Origin of the sequence: Bacillus thuringiensis, assembly GCF_001455345.1 — a bacterium.
GTDB classification, from domain to species: Bacteria; Bacillota; Bacilli; order Bacillales; family Bacillaceae_G; genus Bacillus_A; species Bacillus_A thuringiensis_N.
The window spans coordinates 3,088,466-3,107,035 of the sequence record NZ_CP013274.1 but is presented as its reverse complement, the minus strand read 5'-3'; the positions used below and the strand labels follow the sequence as shown (position 1 = coordinate 3,107,035).

Sequence of the window (18,570 nt, the reverse complement as noted above, 5' to 3'; positions counted from 1 at the left end):
CCTTATTCATTATTGTAATGATCGGTACAAAAATAGTGCGAAAAAAGAGCGCACTAAGCGCCACAAATAGACTCTATTGTTCCTTTGATAACTTGTTCAGACAACATCCGATTTTGCATCGATACATTAAGAACACGGAATCCGTAATAACTGCTTAAAAGCAGACTAGCTAATTCCACAGCTGATTGCTTCTTTGAAATTTCACCTGTTTGCAATCCTTCCTCCATCACTGTTTCAATAGCTTGTTTAAGAAGTTCAACATGCTTCGAGAAAATTTCTTGTACCATTAAATCGTTTTTAGCACGTTCTATACTGGCATTAATCAATAAACATCCTTTTTGATCCATATTCTCAAAGTCTTCTTTCAATGCCCATTCAAAAAAATTACTTAATCGTTCTTTAACTGGAATTGGAGTATGTAACAATTTCCTTTGTTCCCTAATCCCAATTTCATGGTAGCGTTCTAATACTTGTTTATACAGTTCATGTTTACTACCGAAAGTATTGTATAAACTTCCTTTTCCAAGTCCTGTATCACTGCATAAATCTTGTGTAGAACACCCTTCATATCCTCTTAACCAAAATGTTTTCATTGCAACATCTACAATTGAGGAATAATCAAACTCTCGGGGTCTGCCGCGTTTATTCAATCGTATCCTCCTCTCATTTTAAAGATAACATGAATAGAATACTCTTTTTTGTACCGAGTGGTCAATATTTTGTTTTATTGTTACTGTAAAATATAATTTGATTATTTTAGATTACGAATAATTCAAAATAGCTCCCTAATTCAAATACAAGTCTTATTTGAATTAACAATTTCATCAATCTTTATTATTAATTATCAAACTTTGTTATAAATGATCAATCTATTTTACAAAGCCACAAAAAGACAAAATATAAATTGTTTAATCATTTGTTTTTCTACGTTTCCATAGGAAAAGTCGGGGAGCGAAACTCAGCCAAGGAGAAATCGTTGGTCTAATTGGGGTTACCATATATCGCTATCAATCTAAGATAAATTTGTATCCATATAATCAAAAAAACGCTATTCTTTTTGTAGAAAAATACAGAAAGGATGGCGTTTTGTATGACTCTATCGATTCAAGATGAGTTTCATTTATTCGCTGAAGAATTACAGCGATATCTATCCCCAAGTATCCTTCAACAGCGACGGGTTTCGTAAAACGTAAAAGTAAATATGGCGCACGAGATTTGGCCGCTTTATGTATTTGGATTAGTCAACACGTAGCAAGCGATTCTCCTACTCGATTATGTAGTCAGCTTTATACAAATACAGCTACACTCATGAGCCCAGAAGGACTGAATCAACGCTTTAATCCAGCAGCTGTCGCATTTCTTCAAGAAGTGTTTACTTCCCTTCTCACACAAAAACTCTGTTCAAATCACTCACTTTCTGCACATATAATTTCTACTTTTAATCTTATCCGTATTCTAGATGCAACAGTGTTTCAACTACCTGATTAATTCGCTACTGACTATCAAGGCTCAGGTGGGAGTAGTAATAAGGCAGGCGTGAAAATCCAATTAGAATACGATTTACTTAGTGATCAATTTCTTAACGTGCAGCTTGGGCCAGGAAAGAATAATGATAAAACATATGGTACCATCTGTCTTGAAACCGTAGAAGCAGACGATTTGTGTTTACGTGATCTTGGTTACTTCGATTTAGGGGACGTACAAACCATTCATGATAAAGAGGCTTACTATATTTCTCGGTTGAAGCTGAATACACGCATTTATACCAAGAACCCTGAACCCGAATACTTCAACAATGGTACGGTAAAAAAGCAGACAAAATACATCCAGCTTGATATGACACAAATGATGTCTGATCTAATCCCTGGTGAAACGATAGAAATCCCTGAGGCATACATTGGCCAAAATCAGAAACTTCCATCACGTGTTATTATCCATCGTTTAACCGATGATCAAACGCAAACACGTCTGAAAAACCAAGCGATACGTGAAAAGAAGAAAGGCATTGTCATGAAGGATAAAAGTAAACGTTTAATTGGTATAAACGTATATATCACGAACACGTCGCTAGAAGAAGTACCGACGAACTACGTGCATTCATTATATTCACTTCGTTGGCAGATTGAAATTTTGTTTAAAACGTGGAAGTCATTCTTTGAAATTGATAAATGTCAAAATATAAAAAGAGAACGCCTAGAGTGCCATTTATATGGACAACTCATCGGCATTCTCCTCTGTTCTTCCACGATGTTTCAAATACGTCAGCTTCTGCTTGAAAAGAAAAAGCAGGAGCTGAGTGAATACCAAGCGATTTATATGATTAAAGATTACTTTCCATTACTGTTTCAAGCGATAGCCGTTGGCACAGAAGAACTTTTAAAAATTCTGCATCGCCTTTATCAGCTGCTCAAAAAAAACGGTCGTAAATGTCATAGGTATAAGAAGATGACCGTCTTTGATATTCTAGGGATTGTGTATAAAACGGCGGTGAAGCATAGACAAGCTGCCTAGCGAAAAAATCGCGTTTTAATAGGCTTCTTTAGCATGCCTACTTTTCTATCACTTGCTACTTTTGAAACAAGGATCATCTCGTACCTATTAAATTACTTGGTTAGCTTGATGGGCATGTGGTGCTACCACCCCTCTATAAAGTGATTAAATATAAGATAATAGATGTTTTTATAATTTGAAAGACGAGGAAATGAAAGTGGGGAGAGTATTGGAAGCGTACAATCAATACGTTAAGGGGGATGTTTGAGAAGATTAAATTGTTGGAACAGGAAATGTTTTTTAATTCGGGGTTAAGAACCTATCCTTCCGTTCTAATTTACTAAAAGAAGAACTTCCCCATACCCATTAGACTGCTAAGCATTCCTATTCCATTCATAGTGCCTTTTCCTACTGTAAGTAAGTTTCCAAGCATTCCTGGCTGACCGTAACCTCCGTTATTCCCCCATCCCATGGGACTTATCTGTCCGCCCCATCCTGGAGAGTTTCCGAAAATACCCCAGTTATTGGTACTGAATTTAAAAGCTTTAGCTGGCGGCGATAGTAAAGCGGCAAGATGCCCTTGTGCGAACATTCCCGTATGATTGAATGGTTGAGCCCAGGGGGTGGGAGGTTTTTGATAATTAAAACCTGCATGGCCTGGTAATGGAGTCCAATTAGCAGGATGTCCTTGGGGCATCATCCCTGCATAATGGATTGGTTGAACCAAAGAGAAGGGAGGGGGATCGGGATTGAAAGTCGTATAATTGGCTGGTGAATCCCAACCAACTGGATAGAAGCGACAACTCCAATTCTCAGAAATCTTCAAACCACTCATTTCGTTAGCTTTAGTTATTTGGGGCTGTGAATATAATGATGACATTGAATTTTGGGTATTATATTGTTCCTCGTTTCCCTTTGAATTCACATACCAATATTGGTGCATAAGCGTATTCCCCTTACTTTAAAAATGTAATGTTAGACTTAGCCTATGTAATATTCCTTTTTATGGATGGTTACATAACTAGATTTCCAAGCCTGTATTTTAAGGAATGGGTGTGTGGTCTTGTTGATTTATCCCGCTATTTTTGGGCAGTAAGACTCCCACCTCAAAATTCAGCGGAAGCAAAGAAGTTAGGTGGGGGTCGGGCTGCCCGTAAAAGCCCGATTGGTGTGGGCTAATAATCAGTGGGGATGAACAAAAACCCCACTGATTAAAGTTTCACTTTATTTTCGAAGGGTATTTTCATTTGCTCCTTTTGTTTATTTCAGCCTAATGTAATTTCGGTTAACAAACGTGTTTACATATTCATTCAAAATCTTAAGTTGGGTAAGTAGAATTGCTAAAAAGAGAATATCCATTCGAAGAGTTTGGCAAAATACTGCAAGGGTAATATTTTCTCGTGCAAATATGCAACTGAGTTAAATTAATCAATGGAATTGATAATGAAGGGGCAAATAAATATATGAGTGAAACGTTACAGAAAAGAAAACCACCATATGTAATGCTTGTAATCCTTTTTATTGGGGCATTTGTTTCATTTCTAAATAACTCACTTTTAAATGTAGCCTTGCCATCAATAATGAAGGATTTAGACATTAAAGATTATTCAACGATTCAGTGGCTTTCTACAGGGTATATGCTTGTAAGTGGTATATTAATTCCGGCATCAGCATTTTTAATAACCCGATTTTCCAATAGGAGCTTATTTATTACATCTATGATGATTTTTATTCTTGGTACGGCCTTAGCGGCTGTAGCACCGAACTTCGATTTATTACTTACTGGCCGGATGGTTCAAGCAGCAGGTTCTTCAGTCATGGGTCCTTTGTTAATGAATATTATGCTAGTAAGCTTTCCAAGAGAAAAAAGGGGAACGGCAATGGGGATTTTTGGATTAGTTATGATTACAGCCCCAGCAATTGGACCGACACTATCGGGTTATATTGTAGAGTATTATGACTGGCGTTTGCTTTTTGAAATGATTTTACCGTTAGCAATCATTAGCTTACTGTTAGGGATTTGGAAATCAGAGAATGTCATGAGGCAAAATAAAAATGCAAAACTTGATTATCTCTCATTACTATTATCTTCTGTCGGCTTTGGGGGTTTGTTATATGGATTCAGTTCTGCAAGCTCTGATGGCTGGACGAATAAAGTTGTCGTAACAACCTTAATCGTAGGCGCTATTGCCCTAATTGCTTTCATTATCCGTCAATTAAAAATGAATGAACCATTATTGGATTTACGTGTTTATAAGTACCCCATGTTTGCGCTTGCGTCTGTAATTGCAATTGTCAATGCGGTGGCTATGTTTTCGGGTATGATTTTAACACCAGCTTATGTACAAAACGTTCGTGGTATTTCGCCGCTGAGCTCTGGGCTGATGATGCTTCCAGGTGCGGTAATAATGGGGGTTATGTCACCAATTACAGGTAAACTATTTGATAAATATGGCCCTCGAATTCTTGGCATAGTAGGACTTTCCATTACAGCTGTTTCAACTTATATGTTGGCAAATCTGCAAATCGACTCTAGTCACACACATATTATTCTTATTTACACACTGCGGATGTTTGGGATGGCGATGGTGATGATGCCACTTATGACAAATGGCCTTAATCAATTGCCAACTCGCTTAAATCCGCACGGTACAGCTGTTAATAATACAGCTCAACAAGTATCTGGTTCGATTGGTACTGCTATTCTTGTTACGATTATGAATTCTGTAACAAAAACAAAAGCTGAAAGTCTAATGTCTGAATTAGATCCAACAACCTTCACAGAAGCTACGAAGGCAATGTTAACGCAGAAGGCTTTATTATCCGGAATTCAGCATTCATTCTATGTAGCGCTTGGCATGAATGTTGTTGCACTCCTATTAGTTTTTTTCGTGAAACGTGTAGATACGAGCCCGGAAGCTGTCGAGAAGTTAAATCGGTAGAGAAGAATAAAACGTTAGATCATAATTCCTACAAGTTTTTACTGTTTAGTTAGACTATGAAGAAATGCAAATTTCTGCTGCTAAGGCGCTGGTCTTTAAAGCTGGAAAAGAACCAGTGAAATAATTATATATAGTAAAAAGGATCTGATATTCCTATCAGATCCTTTTTCATTAGCAACACAGTATACTTACTTATCGTATTCGTTTGAATTGACATGAGAAACTACTGGATTTCCCAATACTACAATTTTTAGCTCTCAACTTTCGATAAACATTATAATAATACGCTTCATTTTCATGTAGTATTTTTGCTGCAAGTTAGAAATCTAATACCAACAAACAACTTAGATTACCAACCTTATAAGCAATATCATAATCATGAATAGTTAGGGGAAAGATAAATTAAGGTAATTAATTACATATTTTTATCCCAGGCGATTCATTGCTATCTTCTTTTTATTGAATGGGATATTTTATCCCGCTTTAATGGGCAGTAAGACCCCTACCTCAAAATACAGCGAAAGTAAAGAAGTTAGGTGGAGGATCAACTGCCCGTAAAAGCCCGATTGGTGTGGGCTAATAATCAGTGGGGGATGAAGAAAACCCCCACTGATTAAAGTTTCACTTTATTTCATGCTTTTTGAAAGGGTGTTTGTAATGGATAAAAAAGTATCTGCCATTCCTCAGCCGAAAACATATGGGCCGCTGGGGAATCTCCCATTAATCGACAAAGATAAACCGACCTTATCTTTTATCAAGATAGCGGAAGAGTATGGTCCTATTTTTCAAATTCAAACTTTAAGTGATACGATCATTGTCGTTTCTGGACATGAACTGGTAGCAGAAGTCTGTGATGAAACAAGGTTCGATAAAAGTATAGAGGGGGCTTTAGCGAAAGTTCGCGCCTTTGCTGGAGACGGATTATTTACAAGCGAGACTCATGAGCCTAACTGGAAAAAAGCTCATAATATTTTGATGCCTACATTTAGCCAACGGGCAATGAAAGATTACCATGCCATGATGGTCGATATTGCTGTACAACTCGTTCAAAAATGGGCAAGGCTGAATCCGAATGAAAACGTAGATGTTCCAGAGGATATGACTCGCCTTACATTAGATACAATTGGTCTATGTGGTTTTAATTATCGATTTAATAGCTTTTATCGTGAGACGCCTCATCCTTTTATCACGAGCATGACCCGTGCTCTAGATGAGGCGATGCATCAATTACAGAGGCTGGATATAGAAGATAAACTCATGTGGAGAACGAAACGTCAATTTCAACATGATATCCAATCCATGTTTTCTTTAGTAGATAATATTATTGCTGAACGTAAAAGTAGTGGGAATCAGGAAGAAAATGATTTACTTTCCCGTATGTTAAATGTGCAGGATCCGGAAACTGGTGAAAAATTAGATGATGAAAATATTCGTTTCCAAATTATTACCTTTCTAATAGCTGGGCATGAGACAACGAGTGGATTATTATCTTTTGCAATCTATTTTTTATTAAAGAATCCGGATAAATTGAAAAAAGCCTATGAAGAAGTAGACCGTGTTTTGACAGATTCTACTCCAACATACCAACAAGTTATGAAGCTTAAGTATATACGGATGATTTTAAATGAATCGCTACGTCTATGGCCTACTGCTCCAGCATTCAGTCTCTATGCAAAAGAAGATACAGTGATTGGTGGGAAATATCCAATTAAGAAAGGAAAAGATCGTATTTCTGTTCTTATTCCACAGTTACATAGGGATAAAGACGCGTGGGGAGACAACGTGGAAGAATTCCAACCTGAACGATTTGAAGAGCTGGATAAGGTTCCTCATCACGCTTATAAGCCATTTGGAAATGGCCAGAGAGCATGTATCGGTATGCAGTTTGCACTTCATGAAGCCACAATCGTAATGGGAATGCTTCTTCAACATTTTGAATTCATTGATTATCAAGACTATCAGCTGAACGTAAAACAAACATTAACGCTAAAGCCTGGTGATTTTAAAATTAGGATTCTACCCCGAAATCAAACTATTAGCCATGCTACTGTTCTTGCGCCTACAGAGGAGAAACTGAAAAACCATGAAACCCAGCAGCGCGTTCAGAAGACTCCTTCTATTATTGGGGCCGATAATCTTTCGCTTCTTGTTCTGTATGGATCGGATACAGGGGTAGCAGAAGGTATTGCAAGAGAACTAGCAGATACAGCTAGTTTAGAAGGTGTTCAAACGGAAGTGGCAGCTCTTAACGATCGAATTGGAAGTCTACCGAAAGAAGGGGCGGTTCTTATTGTAACTTCTTCTTATAATGGAAAGCCGCCAAGTAATGCAGGACAGTTTGTGCAATGGTTGGAGGAATTAAAACCGGATGAGCTAAAAGGTGTTCAATACGCAGTTTTTGGTTGTGGAGACCATAATTGGGCTAGTACTTATCAGCGGATTCCAAGATACATTGATGAGCAAATGGCTCAAAAAGGAGCAACAAGATTTTCTAAACGCGGAGAAGCGGATGCAAGTGGTGATTTCGAAGAACAGCTCGAGCAATGGAAGCAGAGTATGTGGTCTGATGCAATGAAGGCATTTGGATTGGAACTTAACAAAAACATGGAGAAAGAACGCAGTACTTTGAGTCTGCAATTTGTCAGCCGTCTTGGAGGATCTCCTCTGGCGCGAACATATGAAGCAGTTTATGCATCTATATTAGAAAATCGTGAACTTCAATCATCTAGCAGTGAAAGAAGCACGCGACATATTGAGATATCCTTGCCGGAAGGCGCTACGTATAAAGAAGGTGACCACCTTGGGGTGCTACCAATTAACAGTGAGAAAAATGTCAACCGAATTTTAAAACGCTTTGGATTAAACGGGAAGGATCAAGTCATACTGAGTGCAAGTGGACGAAGTGTAAATCACATACCTTTAGACAGTCCTGTTCGTTTATATGACCTTCTTAGTTATAGTGTCGAAGTGCAAGAAGCAGCCACTCGAGCACAAATACGAGAAATGGTGACATTCACAGCATGCCCTCCTCATAAAAAGGAATTGGAATCATTACTGGAAGACGGAGTTTATCATGACCAAATATTAAAGAAACGTATTTCAATGTTGGATCTTCTTGAAAAGTATGAGGCTTGTGAAATCCGATTTGAACGCTTTTTAGAACTTCTTCCGGCGCTCAAACCGCGTTACTATTCTATTTCAAGTTCTCCACTCGTTGCACAGGATTGTCTGAGCATTACGGTTGGTGTTGTGAATGCGCCTGCATGGAGCGGGGAAGGGACATATGAAGGAGTCGCTTCTAACTATTTAGCTCAGCGTCAAAATAAAGATGAGATTATTTGTTTCATTCGAACGCCACAATCAAACTTTCAATTACCTGAAAATCCAGAGACGCCAATTATTATGGTTGGACCAGGTACTGGAATTGCACCATTCCGTGGATTCTTGCAAGCACGTCGCGTTCAAAAGCAAAAAGGTATGAACTTAGGAGAAGCACATCTATACTTTGGTTGTCGTCATCCTGAAAAGGATTATCTCTATCGTACAGAACTAGAAAATGATGAAAGAGATGGGTTAATCTCTTTACACACAGCTTTTTCTCGCCTAGAAGGACATCCTAAAACATATGTACAGCATGTAATAAAAGAAGATAGAATCAATTTAATTTCGTTGTTAGATAATGGAGCGCATCTTTATATATGTGGTGATGGAAGTAAAATGGCTCCTGACGTAGAAGATACTCTTTGTCAAGCATATCAAGAAATTCATGAAGTCAGTGAACAAGAAGCAAGGGATTGGTTGAATCGTGTGCAAGATGAAGGGCGATATGGAAAAGATGTTTGGGCTGGTATATGAATGTTTCTTAATTAGATAAGTAATATGTAACGAATGAACTTCTTTCGAATAAGTGAATAATTTATTTATAAAAATCCCGTATTTTATATTCAATACGGGATTTTCTTATTTTTAATAAGCTGGACTCATACTGTAGAAAAATAAGAGGTAATTCATTTGACAATTAAAATGACCTACTATAATATATATGCCATAGCATATAATTAATAAAATGAATACATTCACTGTGAATAATTGACTGGTATGCTATACTCTTTTATATATTAATTTATAGAGGTGATACATGAACTTACATGATTTAATAGGCTATCTTGTTCATCGTACTGATGTGAAAATGACGAATTATTTTACGAAGAAATTAAAGCCTTTTGGAGTTACGCCAGAGCAGTGGGGGATTATTAGTGTTCTTTGTAGCCAAAGAGCCACTACTCAAAAAGAGTTAGCAGAAGCGATTGATAAAGATCAAACTACTGTCGTAAGAATGATACAGTCGATGGAGAGAAAAGGGATTGTAAAGAAGGCTTTGAATGATCAAGATAGGCGTTCACACAACCTTTTTTTAACTGAAAAAGGTGACGAATTAAAGAAAACAATCTTGCCTGTCGTGACAGACGCGCACCATTTCGTTACGAGTAATTTGAGCGAAGAAGAGATTAAAGTATTACAATCATTATTAAACAAATTGTATGATACACGCTATTAATACTTGTTCCTTATTGATGCTATGCTATTTATAAGGAACAAACTTTGTTTTAGGTATTATATATGCTATAGCATGTAATTTTCGTTTGTTTCGAGGAATGGTGGAAATAGCTGTATTTTGTATGATATCTGATTCAGGATTACTTTTTTTGCCTAGTACCAGTCAAGTTTTTGTATTATATATGCTGTAGCATATAAATTTATCAAATAAATAAGAAAGATGTGATTGCTATTTTAATATTAATCAATGTAGTAAAAGTTGTATTGTTTCTATTCTTTTTAATGACAGGTACGAAAATTATATCTGGGAAAATGGCAGATGAGTTTAAGCGATTTGGTTTACCTTCGTTTTTTAATTTCTTAACCGGAGCTTTTGAGATTGTAGGAGCGATTGGAATGTTGATAGGAATTTGGGTTCCGACAGTAGCTTTATTAGCAGGATTGTTGTTAGGTGGTACGATGCTTGCAGCTGCATTAACTCTTATTGTACTAGCGAGAGATCCCTTTAAGAAAGCGATACCTGCGCTTGTTTTGTTTGTCCTTAGTATAGGAATAAGTTGTTATCATATTTTTTAAATATAACCGAAAACGGTTAGACTTTATGCGTTCAAGCTGATATCATTTTGTAATTATTTTATAAAAGGGGTTGTGAAAATGTAGGTGAAATTTCAAATGAGTGCAGGAATAATAGAAGCACTCATTTAAGATATTATCTGCATTCGAATTGAAAAATATTGAAAATAGGAGTGAGCGAAGATGGCATATTTATTACAAGTTGATTTTCCGTTTGAAGGTCCTTTTGGTGAAGAAATGGAAAAAGCATTTTGGGATCTAGCAAAAAGTATTAACGAAGAAGAAGGATTCCATTGGAAAATATGGACTGAGAATCAAGAAACAAAAGAAGCTGGAGGCATCTATGTATTTGAAGAAAAAGAAGATGCTGAAAAATACGCTGAAATGCACAAGAACAGACTTGAAGCAGCTGGTGTTAAAGATATTAGAGTAAGAATTTTTAACATCAATGAAAAGTTAACGGAACTGAATCGTGGGTATATTAAATAATTCCGAAAGTCGAAGCAAGCGTAAAAGGAGGGGGGTAATCCCCTTCCTTTTTTTATTTTTAAATTGATGGTGAGGGGTATAAATTTATATAACCCAATATATATTAATAACTTCGAAATGTTTTATAATAACTAATTTTTATGCATTATTGATTAGCCTTGCTTATTGTGCTAACGAATCAGGATAGTGTGGTGACCGACCAACTAAATAGTTGCCTATCCTTAATTATTAGAAGGAAAGTTTTATCATTTCGCGAATTTATTAGACATAGACGAGTGCTATAATTTTCTATATTTACATAAAGAGGTGACTACACATGAATCAAAGCCCTTCAGAAGAAGAATACGCCGGGAGCTCCGGCGAATATATCCGTTTGGTGCCGGACGGTAACATCATCGATATTCTGCTCGCCCAGGAAAAGCAAATGATCGAGCTCCTGGCATCATTGACCGAAAGCCAGGCCGCATATCGGTATGCGGAAGGAAAATGGACGCTGAAAGAAGTCGTGGGCCACATCGCAGACGCGGAACGCGTCATGACCTACCGCCTACTCAGGTTCGCAAGAGGGGACCAGACGCCTCTGACCGGTTTCAATCAGGAATTGTTCATGCCTCCTTTCGGAAGTTGGACAACCGCGCAATTGGCCGAAGACTACCGGGCCGTACGGCAATCAACGATCACATTGCTGCGCGGGCTACCGGCGGAGGCTTGGACCCGCAGGGGCACAGCCAACAATCTAAGCATTACGGCGCGCGCCCTCGCGTACGGCATCGCAGGACACGAACTTCATCACATGAGGGTCATCCGAAATCGGTACTTGAGTTAATTGTCGGCTGAGACCTTTGGAATTGAACTAACGGATAACTTTAACAAAATAAGGAATACAATTAAATAGCCTAAAATATGCAAGTTTTTATGCAAAACTGCTTGCGTATTTTGGCTATTTTTGCATTCATAAAAGATACTGCTATAAGTAAACAGCATTTTTAAATTGCTAAATCCCCCCATGAGATCAATGGGACTTATATTCCACTTCTTTATCGGGATTATATAAAGAAGTGGAAATAGTATAAGTACCCAAAAAACGATAATAAAAACTGTATTCATCAGTTTCTACTCCTTATGTGGATCATAAAGTTATTATCCCGTTAATTGTGGGCTGATTAAAGTTTCACTTTATCTCTCCGTCTCAAAAAACTCAATCCACTCTCCATCAGGACCCGCGAAGAATATGTAACGTGTTCCATCTGGTAATGTTTCGATTTCTTCTCCTAGTAAAAAGGTTACTTTATGTTTCTTTAGTCTTTCGATTTCATCCTCTAATGAATCTACTTTAAAGCAAATGTGATGTACTTTTCCTTCTGCCGGAAGAGAGGAGTTGTAACCTTCAATGAGTTCCAGTATCGTTTCCTTCGATTCTTCCACACCTAAAAAAGCGAGTTTTAAGTCTGGGTTTGGATGTCCCATTCGCTTAATAAGTTGTAAGCCGACTACTTTTTCATAAAAGGTAATAGATGTTTCTAAGTTTGCAACCATAAGTCCAACGTGCTCTATTCTTCTAACTGGCATGTAGATTCCTTCTTTCTGAAAATTATATACAATATATTATTGAAAATTAAGAAAATAAGCAAGATAAAAACCTTACAAATTTTAGCGTGTTATATGGTATAGTGAGAAAGTATGTTTGGGGAGAAGGAAGGAGATTATACGATGAATACAACTACTCAAACTCCTTCATTATCAGAAACGATGAAAGAGTGGCATTATGCATTAGCGTATGAAATTAAACATTGGAAAACGATAGGTGGTAGTAAAATTTCTATCATGAACGGTCGTTTTTTATATACAGATTATGAAAGTACAGTATACGTATTTCAGCTTATTTCGGAAGTAAGCTTACCTGAAGGTTCACCCATTCGAATTGAGTTCGATGGTGAGGAAGCGACAGGAGAAGTATTATCTGTACATGGATTAGAAATAGAATTGAAGTTAAATGATTATATACAAGGTGAAATAAGAGAAGCTGTTTTATATAGTGAACCGTGGCAGCTTTTGGAGCAACTGCAGGAGCGATTGAAAGAGGCGCATAAAGATAAGCTAAAACGTAATCGTATAAAGCGTCTTGTTGATGGGACGAGTAGTCCGAAGCATCTTGAAAAAATGAAAAATACGAAAAACGAATTGGCGTATCGTTCGTTTTACAATCCGACAACGTACGTGTGGGGACCGCCTGGAACAGGGAAGTCTTACAATTTATCACGTATTATTTCGGCTCATTATCAAAAAGGAAAATCGGTACTTGTGTTAGCTCATAGTAACGCAGCAGTGGACGTATTAATGAGTGAAGTAACGAAGCAAATTGAAAAGAAAAAGAAATGGACGCCTGGCGAAATTGTTCGTTACGGTTATAGTCAACATGAACATATAAGAAATCATGAAACGCTACTTGCGTCGAAGTTAGTTGAAACGACGAACGGATCTTGGGGAGAAGAAAGACTCTATTTAGAAGAGACACGACAAGATCTCCGTGAAAAGATTTTATCGTATAAAGCGACTTCTGCTGATAAGAAGCGTATACAAAAGATTGAAAGTGACCTTCGAAAGCAAAAGGCGAAAATTAAAGAAGTAGAAAAAGAATACATTGAAAATGCGAAAGTAATTGGCGCAACTTTATCGAAATGTGCCATTGATTCACTTATTTATGAGCGTACATTTGATTTAGTTGTTGTAGATGAAGTGAGTATGGCATATGTTCCGCAAATTGCATTAGCTGCTTCACTTGGAAAACGCATCGTCGTTTGTGGAGACTTTTTACAGTTACCTCCAATTGCGATGGCGAACCACGAACTCGTTCGCAAATGGCTCGGCGAAGATATGTTTTACCATGCTGGGATTGTGGAGTCTGTTAATAAATCAGAAGCACATCCGAACCTGTTTATGCTGCAGGAACAAAGACGTATGCATGCGGATATATCTAAGTTTACAAACTCATTTATTTATAAAAATAGAGTATACGATCATCCGTCTGTTTCAGAACGTAAAGAACTTGCGCAATTGCAGCCGTTCGCAAATGAAGCGAGTGTTTTATTTGATACGAGCCAAATGGGGGCTTTTTCGTTAAAAGATGCTGCTTCTGGTTCACGTTTTAACATTATGTCTGGTTTAGTAGCAATGCAAATGATGTTAATCGGATTGTTAGATGGTGTTCAATCAATTGGTGTTGTGACACCTTACAGGGCGCAGTCACGCTTTTTATCGACGTGTATGAGAGAAATGTTGCAGAGAACGAAATATCAAAACATACCAGTTTTAGCGGCGACAGTTCATAAGTTCCAAGGTTCTGAAAGAGATATGATGATCTTTGATACGGTTGATAGTTATCCGCAAGAACGACCTGGCGTATTATTCTTTGACCATAAAAATCATCGCCTCGTCAATGTAGCAGTGACAAGGGCGAGAGGGAAGTTCATTCAATTATCAGATTGCCATTATATGCGTAAAAACCTTTCGAGAAAACAAGCGTTATCACAATTAACAGCTCATATAGAACGTCACGGAGATGTGTATGATCGCACGACATCAAGACAATTGTGGGAACGGAAAATTTCGAAACGTTTACGCTGGTTTATGGAAATGAATCTTGAAGAGCCGAAAGGGTTATTGAAAGATATTTTAGCCGCAAAACGAAAAATTATTATTTCACTTCCAAGTACGAAGCAAGTGGATAAGCGAGTATGGCAAGCGTTAATGCGTACAAATGCGCAAATAACAGTGTATAGTGATGGACCAGTTCCACTGAAAAATGTAAAGTTACAAAGACAAAATAAAGCATTCCCATTTATCGTAATTGATGATGAAATCTTTTGGGCAGGGGCACCGCTCACATCTCAAATGATATTTGAAGGTAGTACGGAATTCCCGTACGTATGTGCAAGACTGCAAGCACCAGAAACAATTGGTGTATTAAAAGGATTTTTAGATATTCGGTAAATTCGGATAGGAATTCCTTGACTTTTATTTGAAATGAACTTAGAATGAATGTAATTTAATATAATTTTATGAAAATTCTTATCACGAGAGGTGGAGGGACTGGCCCTATGATACCTCGGCAGCGGATTCGTTATGAATACTGTGCCAATTCCAGCAAGGTAACTTGAAAGATAAGAAAGAAGCTCATTTTGACTGTATATACAGAAGCCTCTTTCTATCTTTTAGAAAGAGGCTTTTTTACGTGAAAATAAAAGGAGGAAGAAAAATGGGAGCGACAGGAGTAGCGTCACAAAGAAAAACAATTGAAGAGAGCATCGAAAGAAATAAGGAAAAGTACATAGAAACAAGTCATGATATTCATGCGAATCCGGAGATTGGTAACCAAGAGTTTTATGCATCAAGAACGTTAAGTTTATTGCTAGGGAGTGCAGGATTTCAGTTGCAGCACAATATAGCTGGACATGAAACAGGTTTTATCGCACGAAAAAGTTCAGGAAAACAAGGACCAGCAATCGCATTTTTAGCGGAGTATGACGCTTTACCAGGACTAGGCCATGCGTGTGGTCACAATTTAATCGGCACAATTAGTGTTGCAGCAGCAATTGCATTATCAGAAACGCTTGAAGAAATTGGCGGGGAAGTTGTCGTATTCGGAACACCAGCAGAAGAAGGCGGGCCAAATGGTAGCGCAAAATCGAGTTATGTAAAAGCTGGTTTATTTAAAAACATTGATGCGGCGCTTATGATTCATCCGAGCGGAAAAACAGCAACAACGAGTCCTTCACTAGCAGTCGATCCACTTGATTTTCACTTTTACGGAAAAACAGCTCATGCCGCAGCTTCACCAGAAGAAGGGATTAATGCATTAGATGCGGTTATCCAACTGTATAACAGTATTAACGCACTTCGCCAACAACTTCCATCAGACGTGAAAATTCATGGCGTCATTACAGAGGGAGGAAAAGCACCAAACATTATTCCAGACTACGCCGCAGCAAGGTTCTTCATCCGTGCAGCAACGAGAAAAAGATGTGCGGAAGTAACAGAGAAAGTGAAAAACATCGCACAAGGGGCAGCGTTAGCAACAGGTGCGAAAGTGAAAATCCATCAATTCCAAAATGAAATCGATGAACTACTCGTAACAAAAACATATAACGACATCGTAGCCGAAGAACTAGAATTACTAGGTGAAGATGTAAACCGTAAAGAAAGACTCGGCATCGGCTCAACCGACGCAGGAAACGTAAGCCAAGTCGTACCAACCATTCACCCGTACATTAAAATCGGTCCAGATGATTTAATTGCGCATACGAATGAATTTAGAGAAGCTGCACGTTCAGAACTTGGAGATAAAGCATTAATTACATCCGCAAAAGCATTAGCAAATACGGCGTATCGATTAATTACGGAAGAAGGGTTGTTAGAGAAGGTGAAGGAGGAATTTAGAGAGGCGCAGAGGAATCAAGGATAAGGGGATTAAGGTACTCTTTTCGAAGCACAATCTAATTCATAAGTAGAGATATAAAAAAGAACATTGAAATATCAATGTTCTTTTTTTGTTTACTAATCATTGATTTTGTTTGGCTTTTCTCATAAAGGAAAAACTTTTACTGTTAGCCGGGGATAATACGTATCCCTTTATCAGAACGACAATTTCTCCTCGAACTCACTCTTTAAAACAATTAAAGGAGACGATAATCCAAATTGCATTAACGAGTCTAAAAATGTAGCGAGAGAATCCATCGAATCGCTCATGACCTTCATCATATAATTAAACTCCCCGCTAATTCGATATAAATCTGTTACTTCAGGAGCGGTATTACAATATTGGATAAAATCAGAGCATTGGCTCGTTTTAAACATGATGAATGCTTGAATGTTTTTATTAATTTTAGAAGGCTCAAATTTCGTTCGGTAAGCCGCTATAACTCCTTGATCTTCAAGTTTATTCATACGCTCTTTTACAGCAGGCTGCGTCATGGATATAATTCGTCCTATTTCTGAAACAGAAATCCTCGCATTTTCATACAATAAGTTCATTATTTTATGGTCAATTTCATCCAGTTTTACAGCGTTTTGCATTGTGTAGCCTCCTTATTTTGTTTTCTAAAGTAAATTACGAATTATAACTATAATATCATAAGCGAACGAACTGAATTACCTATAAATCTATATTTAAAATGATTGGTGTTTACATGAAAATATAAGTATAGGTTTTTATCAAACGGAAATTTAGGAAGGATGGAAATATATGAAGAATCTTGATGGGAAAGTAGCGTTAGTAACAGGGGCGAGTCGCGGCATTGGTCGTGCGGTTGCGATGAGATTGGCAAACGACGGTGCATTCGTTGCGATTCACTACGGCCGAAATAAAACAGCTGCAGATGAAACGATTAGTGAGATTGAATCTGATGGAGGAAAGGCGTTCTTAATTGAAGCAGATTTCAATTCAATGGATGGTATCAAGAAGCTAGTAGAACAATTGAAGAATGAATTACAAATAAGAGTTGGTACATCAGAGATTGATATTTTAGTAAATAATGCAGGGATAGGTACACAAGGGACGATTGAAAATACGACTGAAGAAGTTTTTGATGAAATTATGGCAGTAAATATGAAAGCACCATTCTTCTTAATTCAGCAAACATTACCGTTACTACGAGCAGAGGGGCGCGTTATTAACATTTCATCAGCTGAAGTAAGACTTGGTTTTACGGGATCCATTGCATACGGTTTAAGTAAAGGTGCACTAAATACGATGACACTTCCTCTAGCTAAACAACTTGGAGAAAGAGGGATAACAGTGAATACAATTATGCCTGGATATACGAAGACAGATATAAATGCGAAATTGCTAGATAATCCGGAAATACGAAATTTTGCTACGAATTCATCTGTGTTCGGACGAATCGGGCAAGTTGAAGATGTTGCAGATGCAGTCGCATTCCTTGCTTCCTCTGATAGTCGCTGGGTAACAGGGCAAATTTTAGATGTTTCTGGAGGGTTTTGCTTATAGGATAAAGTGCTCCATAATCATTAGTTTTATGTCCTTTAATTTATGAATTTAATGGTTATAGAGTAACATCATTTACGTATTAACTTAATTATTGTATCGTTTTAAACCTACTTCTGAAATAGATAGAGGATATTCTGCCGAATTGATAAGGTTAGAATAGAATGATTTCAGGAAGGCGGTTTAGCTTATGATATTTTGGTGATGAGGGGATCGCGAATAGCGTTTACTCTCATTTTTTTATGAGAACAGAGTGGAACGCAAAATATAAAATGTAATAAATTATCCCAATGGGGTTACTCCTGTGGGATTTTTGTAGTTAGATAGAAGTGATTCTAAGGGATTTAGAAAAGATTGATTTGGAATGGAATTTAATTTCAAACCAACATAAAAACTGCTTTTTTATTGCTTAACACAGTATTTCATTTAACTAGATTGAAATAGAGTTTCTGTATTCTGAAGGTTTGATATTATTAGTTTCTTACATACTTTTCCTATTTGTAATGGTATAGTAAA

13 protein-coding genes, 1 pseudogene and 1 riboswitch are annotated in these 18,570 nt (G+C 37.4%); of the genes and pseudogenes, 10 read left to right on the top strand and 4 right to left on the bottom strand.

Going from position 1 to position 18,570, the window contains the following annotated elements:
* Positions 1-53 precede the first annotated feature (53 nt).
* Positions 54-650 (bottom strand): TetR/AcrR family transcriptional regulator, encoded by a 597-nt coding sequence (locus ATN06_RS16125; RefSeq protein ID WP_060631486.1) that lies wholly within the window; start codon positions 648-650, stop codon positions 54-56.
* 440 nt (positions 651-1,090) lie between these two features.
* Here ATN06_RS16125 and ATN06_RS16120 point away from each other — a divergent pair.
* Positions 1,091-2,511: pseudogene (locus ATN06_RS16120) on the top strand (IS4 family transposase).
* A gap of 319 nt (positions 2,512-2,830) precedes the next feature.
* Here ATN06_RS16120 and ATN06_RS16115 read toward each other — a convergent pair.
* Positions 2,831-3,433 (bottom strand): hypothetical protein, encoded by a 603-nt coding sequence (locus tag ATN06_RS16115; RefSeq protein ID WP_060631485.1) that lies wholly within the window; start codon positions 3,431-3,433, stop codon positions 2,831-2,833.
* A 520-nt stretch (positions 3,434-3,953) separates the two neighbouring features.
* On the opposite strand from ATN06_RS16115, the gene ATN06_RS16105 reads away from it, so the two are divergent.
* From ATN06_RS16105 to ATN06_RS16080, 6 genes are all read left to right on the top strand, one after another.
* Positions 3,954-5,432 carry a DHA2 family efflux MFS transporter permease subunit gene (locus ATN06_RS16105; RefSeq protein ID WP_060631483.1) on the top strand — a complete coding sequence of 493 codons (1,479 nt, stop codon included), beginning with the start codon at positions 3,954-3,956 and terminating at the stop codon, positions 5,430-5,432.
* Positions 5,433-6,089: 657 nt separating this feature from the next.
* Positions 6,090-9,287, top strand: coding sequence for a bifunctional P-450/NADPH--P450 reductase (gene cypD, locus ATN06_RS16100; protein WP_060631482.1), 3,198 nt, complete (start codon positions 6,090-6,092; stop codon positions 9,285-9,287).
* Between the two features lie 283 nt (positions 9,288-9,570).
* Positions 9,571-9,990 (top strand): MarR family winged helix-turn-helix transcriptional regulator, encoded by a 420-nt coding sequence (locus ATN06_RS16095; RefSeq protein ID WP_001048550.1) that lies wholly within the window; start codon positions 9,571-9,573, stop codon positions 9,988-9,990.
* A gap of 224 nt (positions 9,991-10,214) precedes the next feature.
* A complete protein-coding gene (locus tag ATN06_RS16090; protein ID WP_060633152.1) occupies positions 10,215-10,565 on the top strand; it encodes a DoxX family protein in 351 nt (116 codons plus the stop codon).
* 180 nt (positions 10,566-10,745) lie between these two features.
* On the top strand, positions 10,746-11,051 hold the full coding sequence (locus ATN06_RS16085; protein ID WP_060631481.1) for a monooxygenase: 306 nt from the start codon (positions 10,746-10,748) through the stop codon (positions 11,049-11,051).
* A 316-nt stretch (positions 11,052-11,367) separates the two neighbouring features.
* Entirely contained in the window at positions 11,368-11,877 is a 510-nt protein-coding gene (locus ATN06_RS16080) for a DinB family protein (protein ID WP_060631480.1), read from the top strand.
* 350 nt (positions 11,878-12,227) lie between these two features.
* Here the strand turns inward: ATN06_RS16080 and ATN06_RS16070 are convergent, their stop codons facing one another.
* Entirely contained in the window at positions 12,228-12,620 is a 393-nt protein-coding gene (locus tag ATN06_RS16070; protein ID WP_060631479.1) for a VOC family protein, read from the bottom strand.
* Between the two features lie 111 nt (positions 12,621-12,731).
* On the opposite strand from ATN06_RS16070, the gene ATN06_RS16065 reads away from it, so the two are divergent.
* Positions 12,732-15,041, top strand: a complete 2,310-nt coding sequence (locus ATN06_RS16065) for an AAA domain-containing protein (RefSeq protein ID WP_060631478.1) — start codon at positions 12,732-12,734, stop codon at positions 15,039-15,041.
* Between the two features lie 75 nt (positions 15,042-15,116).
* Positions 15,117-15,218: riboswitch (SAM riboswitch) on the top strand.
* Positions 15,219-15,306: 88 nt separating this feature from the next.
* Complete coding sequence (locus tag ATN06_RS16060; RefSeq protein ID WP_060631477.1) at positions 15,307-16,512, top strand: M20 family metallopeptidase; 1,206 nt, start codon at positions 15,307-15,309, stop codon at positions 16,510-16,512.
* Between the two features lie 170 nt (positions 16,513-16,682).
* Here ATN06_RS16060 and ATN06_RS16055 read toward each other — a convergent pair whose 3' ends face one another.
* Positions 16,683-17,123, bottom strand: a complete 441-nt coding sequence (locus ATN06_RS16055; protein WP_001178575.1) for an Lrp/AsnC family transcriptional regulator — start codon at positions 17,121-17,123, stop codon at positions 16,683-16,685.
* Between the two features lie 169 nt (positions 17,124-17,292).
* Here ATN06_RS16055 and ATN06_RS16050 point away from each other — a divergent pair, with 169 nt between their 5' ends.
* On the top strand, positions 17,293-18,057 hold the full coding sequence (locus ATN06_RS16050) for an SDR family oxidoreductase (protein WP_060631476.1): 765 nt from the start codon (positions 17,293-17,295) through the stop codon (positions 18,055-18,057).
* The last annotated feature ends 513 nt before the right edge of the window (positions 18,058-18,570 follow it).

Bases quoted from the DNA above. Each gene is read 5' to 3' on its own strand.
- ATN06_RS16115 (WP_060631485.1), bottom strand. From the start codon at position 3,433: ATGCACCAATATTGGTATGTGAATTCAAAGGGAAACGAGGAACAATAT.
- ATN06_RS16105 (WP_060631483.1), top strand. From the start codon at position 3,954: ATGAGTGAAACGTTACAGAAAAGAAAACCACCATATGTAATGCTTGTA.
- cypD (WP_060631482.1), top strand. From the start codon at position 6,090: ATGGATAAAAAAGTATCTGCCATTCCTCAGCCGAAAACATATGGGCCG.
- ATN06_RS16095 (WP_001048550.1), top strand. From the start codon at position 9,571: ATGAACTTACATGATTTAATAGGCTATCTTGTTCATCGTACTGATGTG.
- ATN06_RS16085 (WP_060631481.1), top strand. From the start codon at position 10,746: ATGGCATATTTATTACAAGTTGATTTTCCGTTTGAAGGTCCTTTTGGT.
- ATN06_RS16080 (WP_060631480.1), top strand. From the start codon at position 11,368: ATGAATCAAAGCCCTTCAGAAGAAGAATACGCCGGGAGCTCCGGCGAA.
- ATN06_RS16070 (WP_060631479.1), bottom strand. From the start codon at position 12,620: ATGCCAGTTAGAAGAATAGAGCACGTTGGACTTATGGTTGCAAACTTA.
- ATN06_RS16065 (WP_060631478.1), top strand. From the start codon at position 12,732: ATGTTTGGGGAGAAGGAAGGAGATTATACGATGAATACAACTACTCAA.
- ATN06_RS16060 (WP_060631477.1), top strand. From the start codon at position 15,307: ATGGGAGCGACAGGAGTAGCGTCACAAAGAAAAACAATTGAAGAGAGC.
- ATN06_RS16055 (WP_001178575.1), bottom strand. From the start codon at position 17,123: ATGCAAAACGCTGTAAAACTGGATGAAATTGACCATAAAATAATGAAC.
- ATN06_RS16050 (WP_060631476.1), top strand. From the start codon at position 17,293: ATGAAGAATCTTGATGGGAAAGTAGCGTTAGTAACAGGGGCGAGTCGC.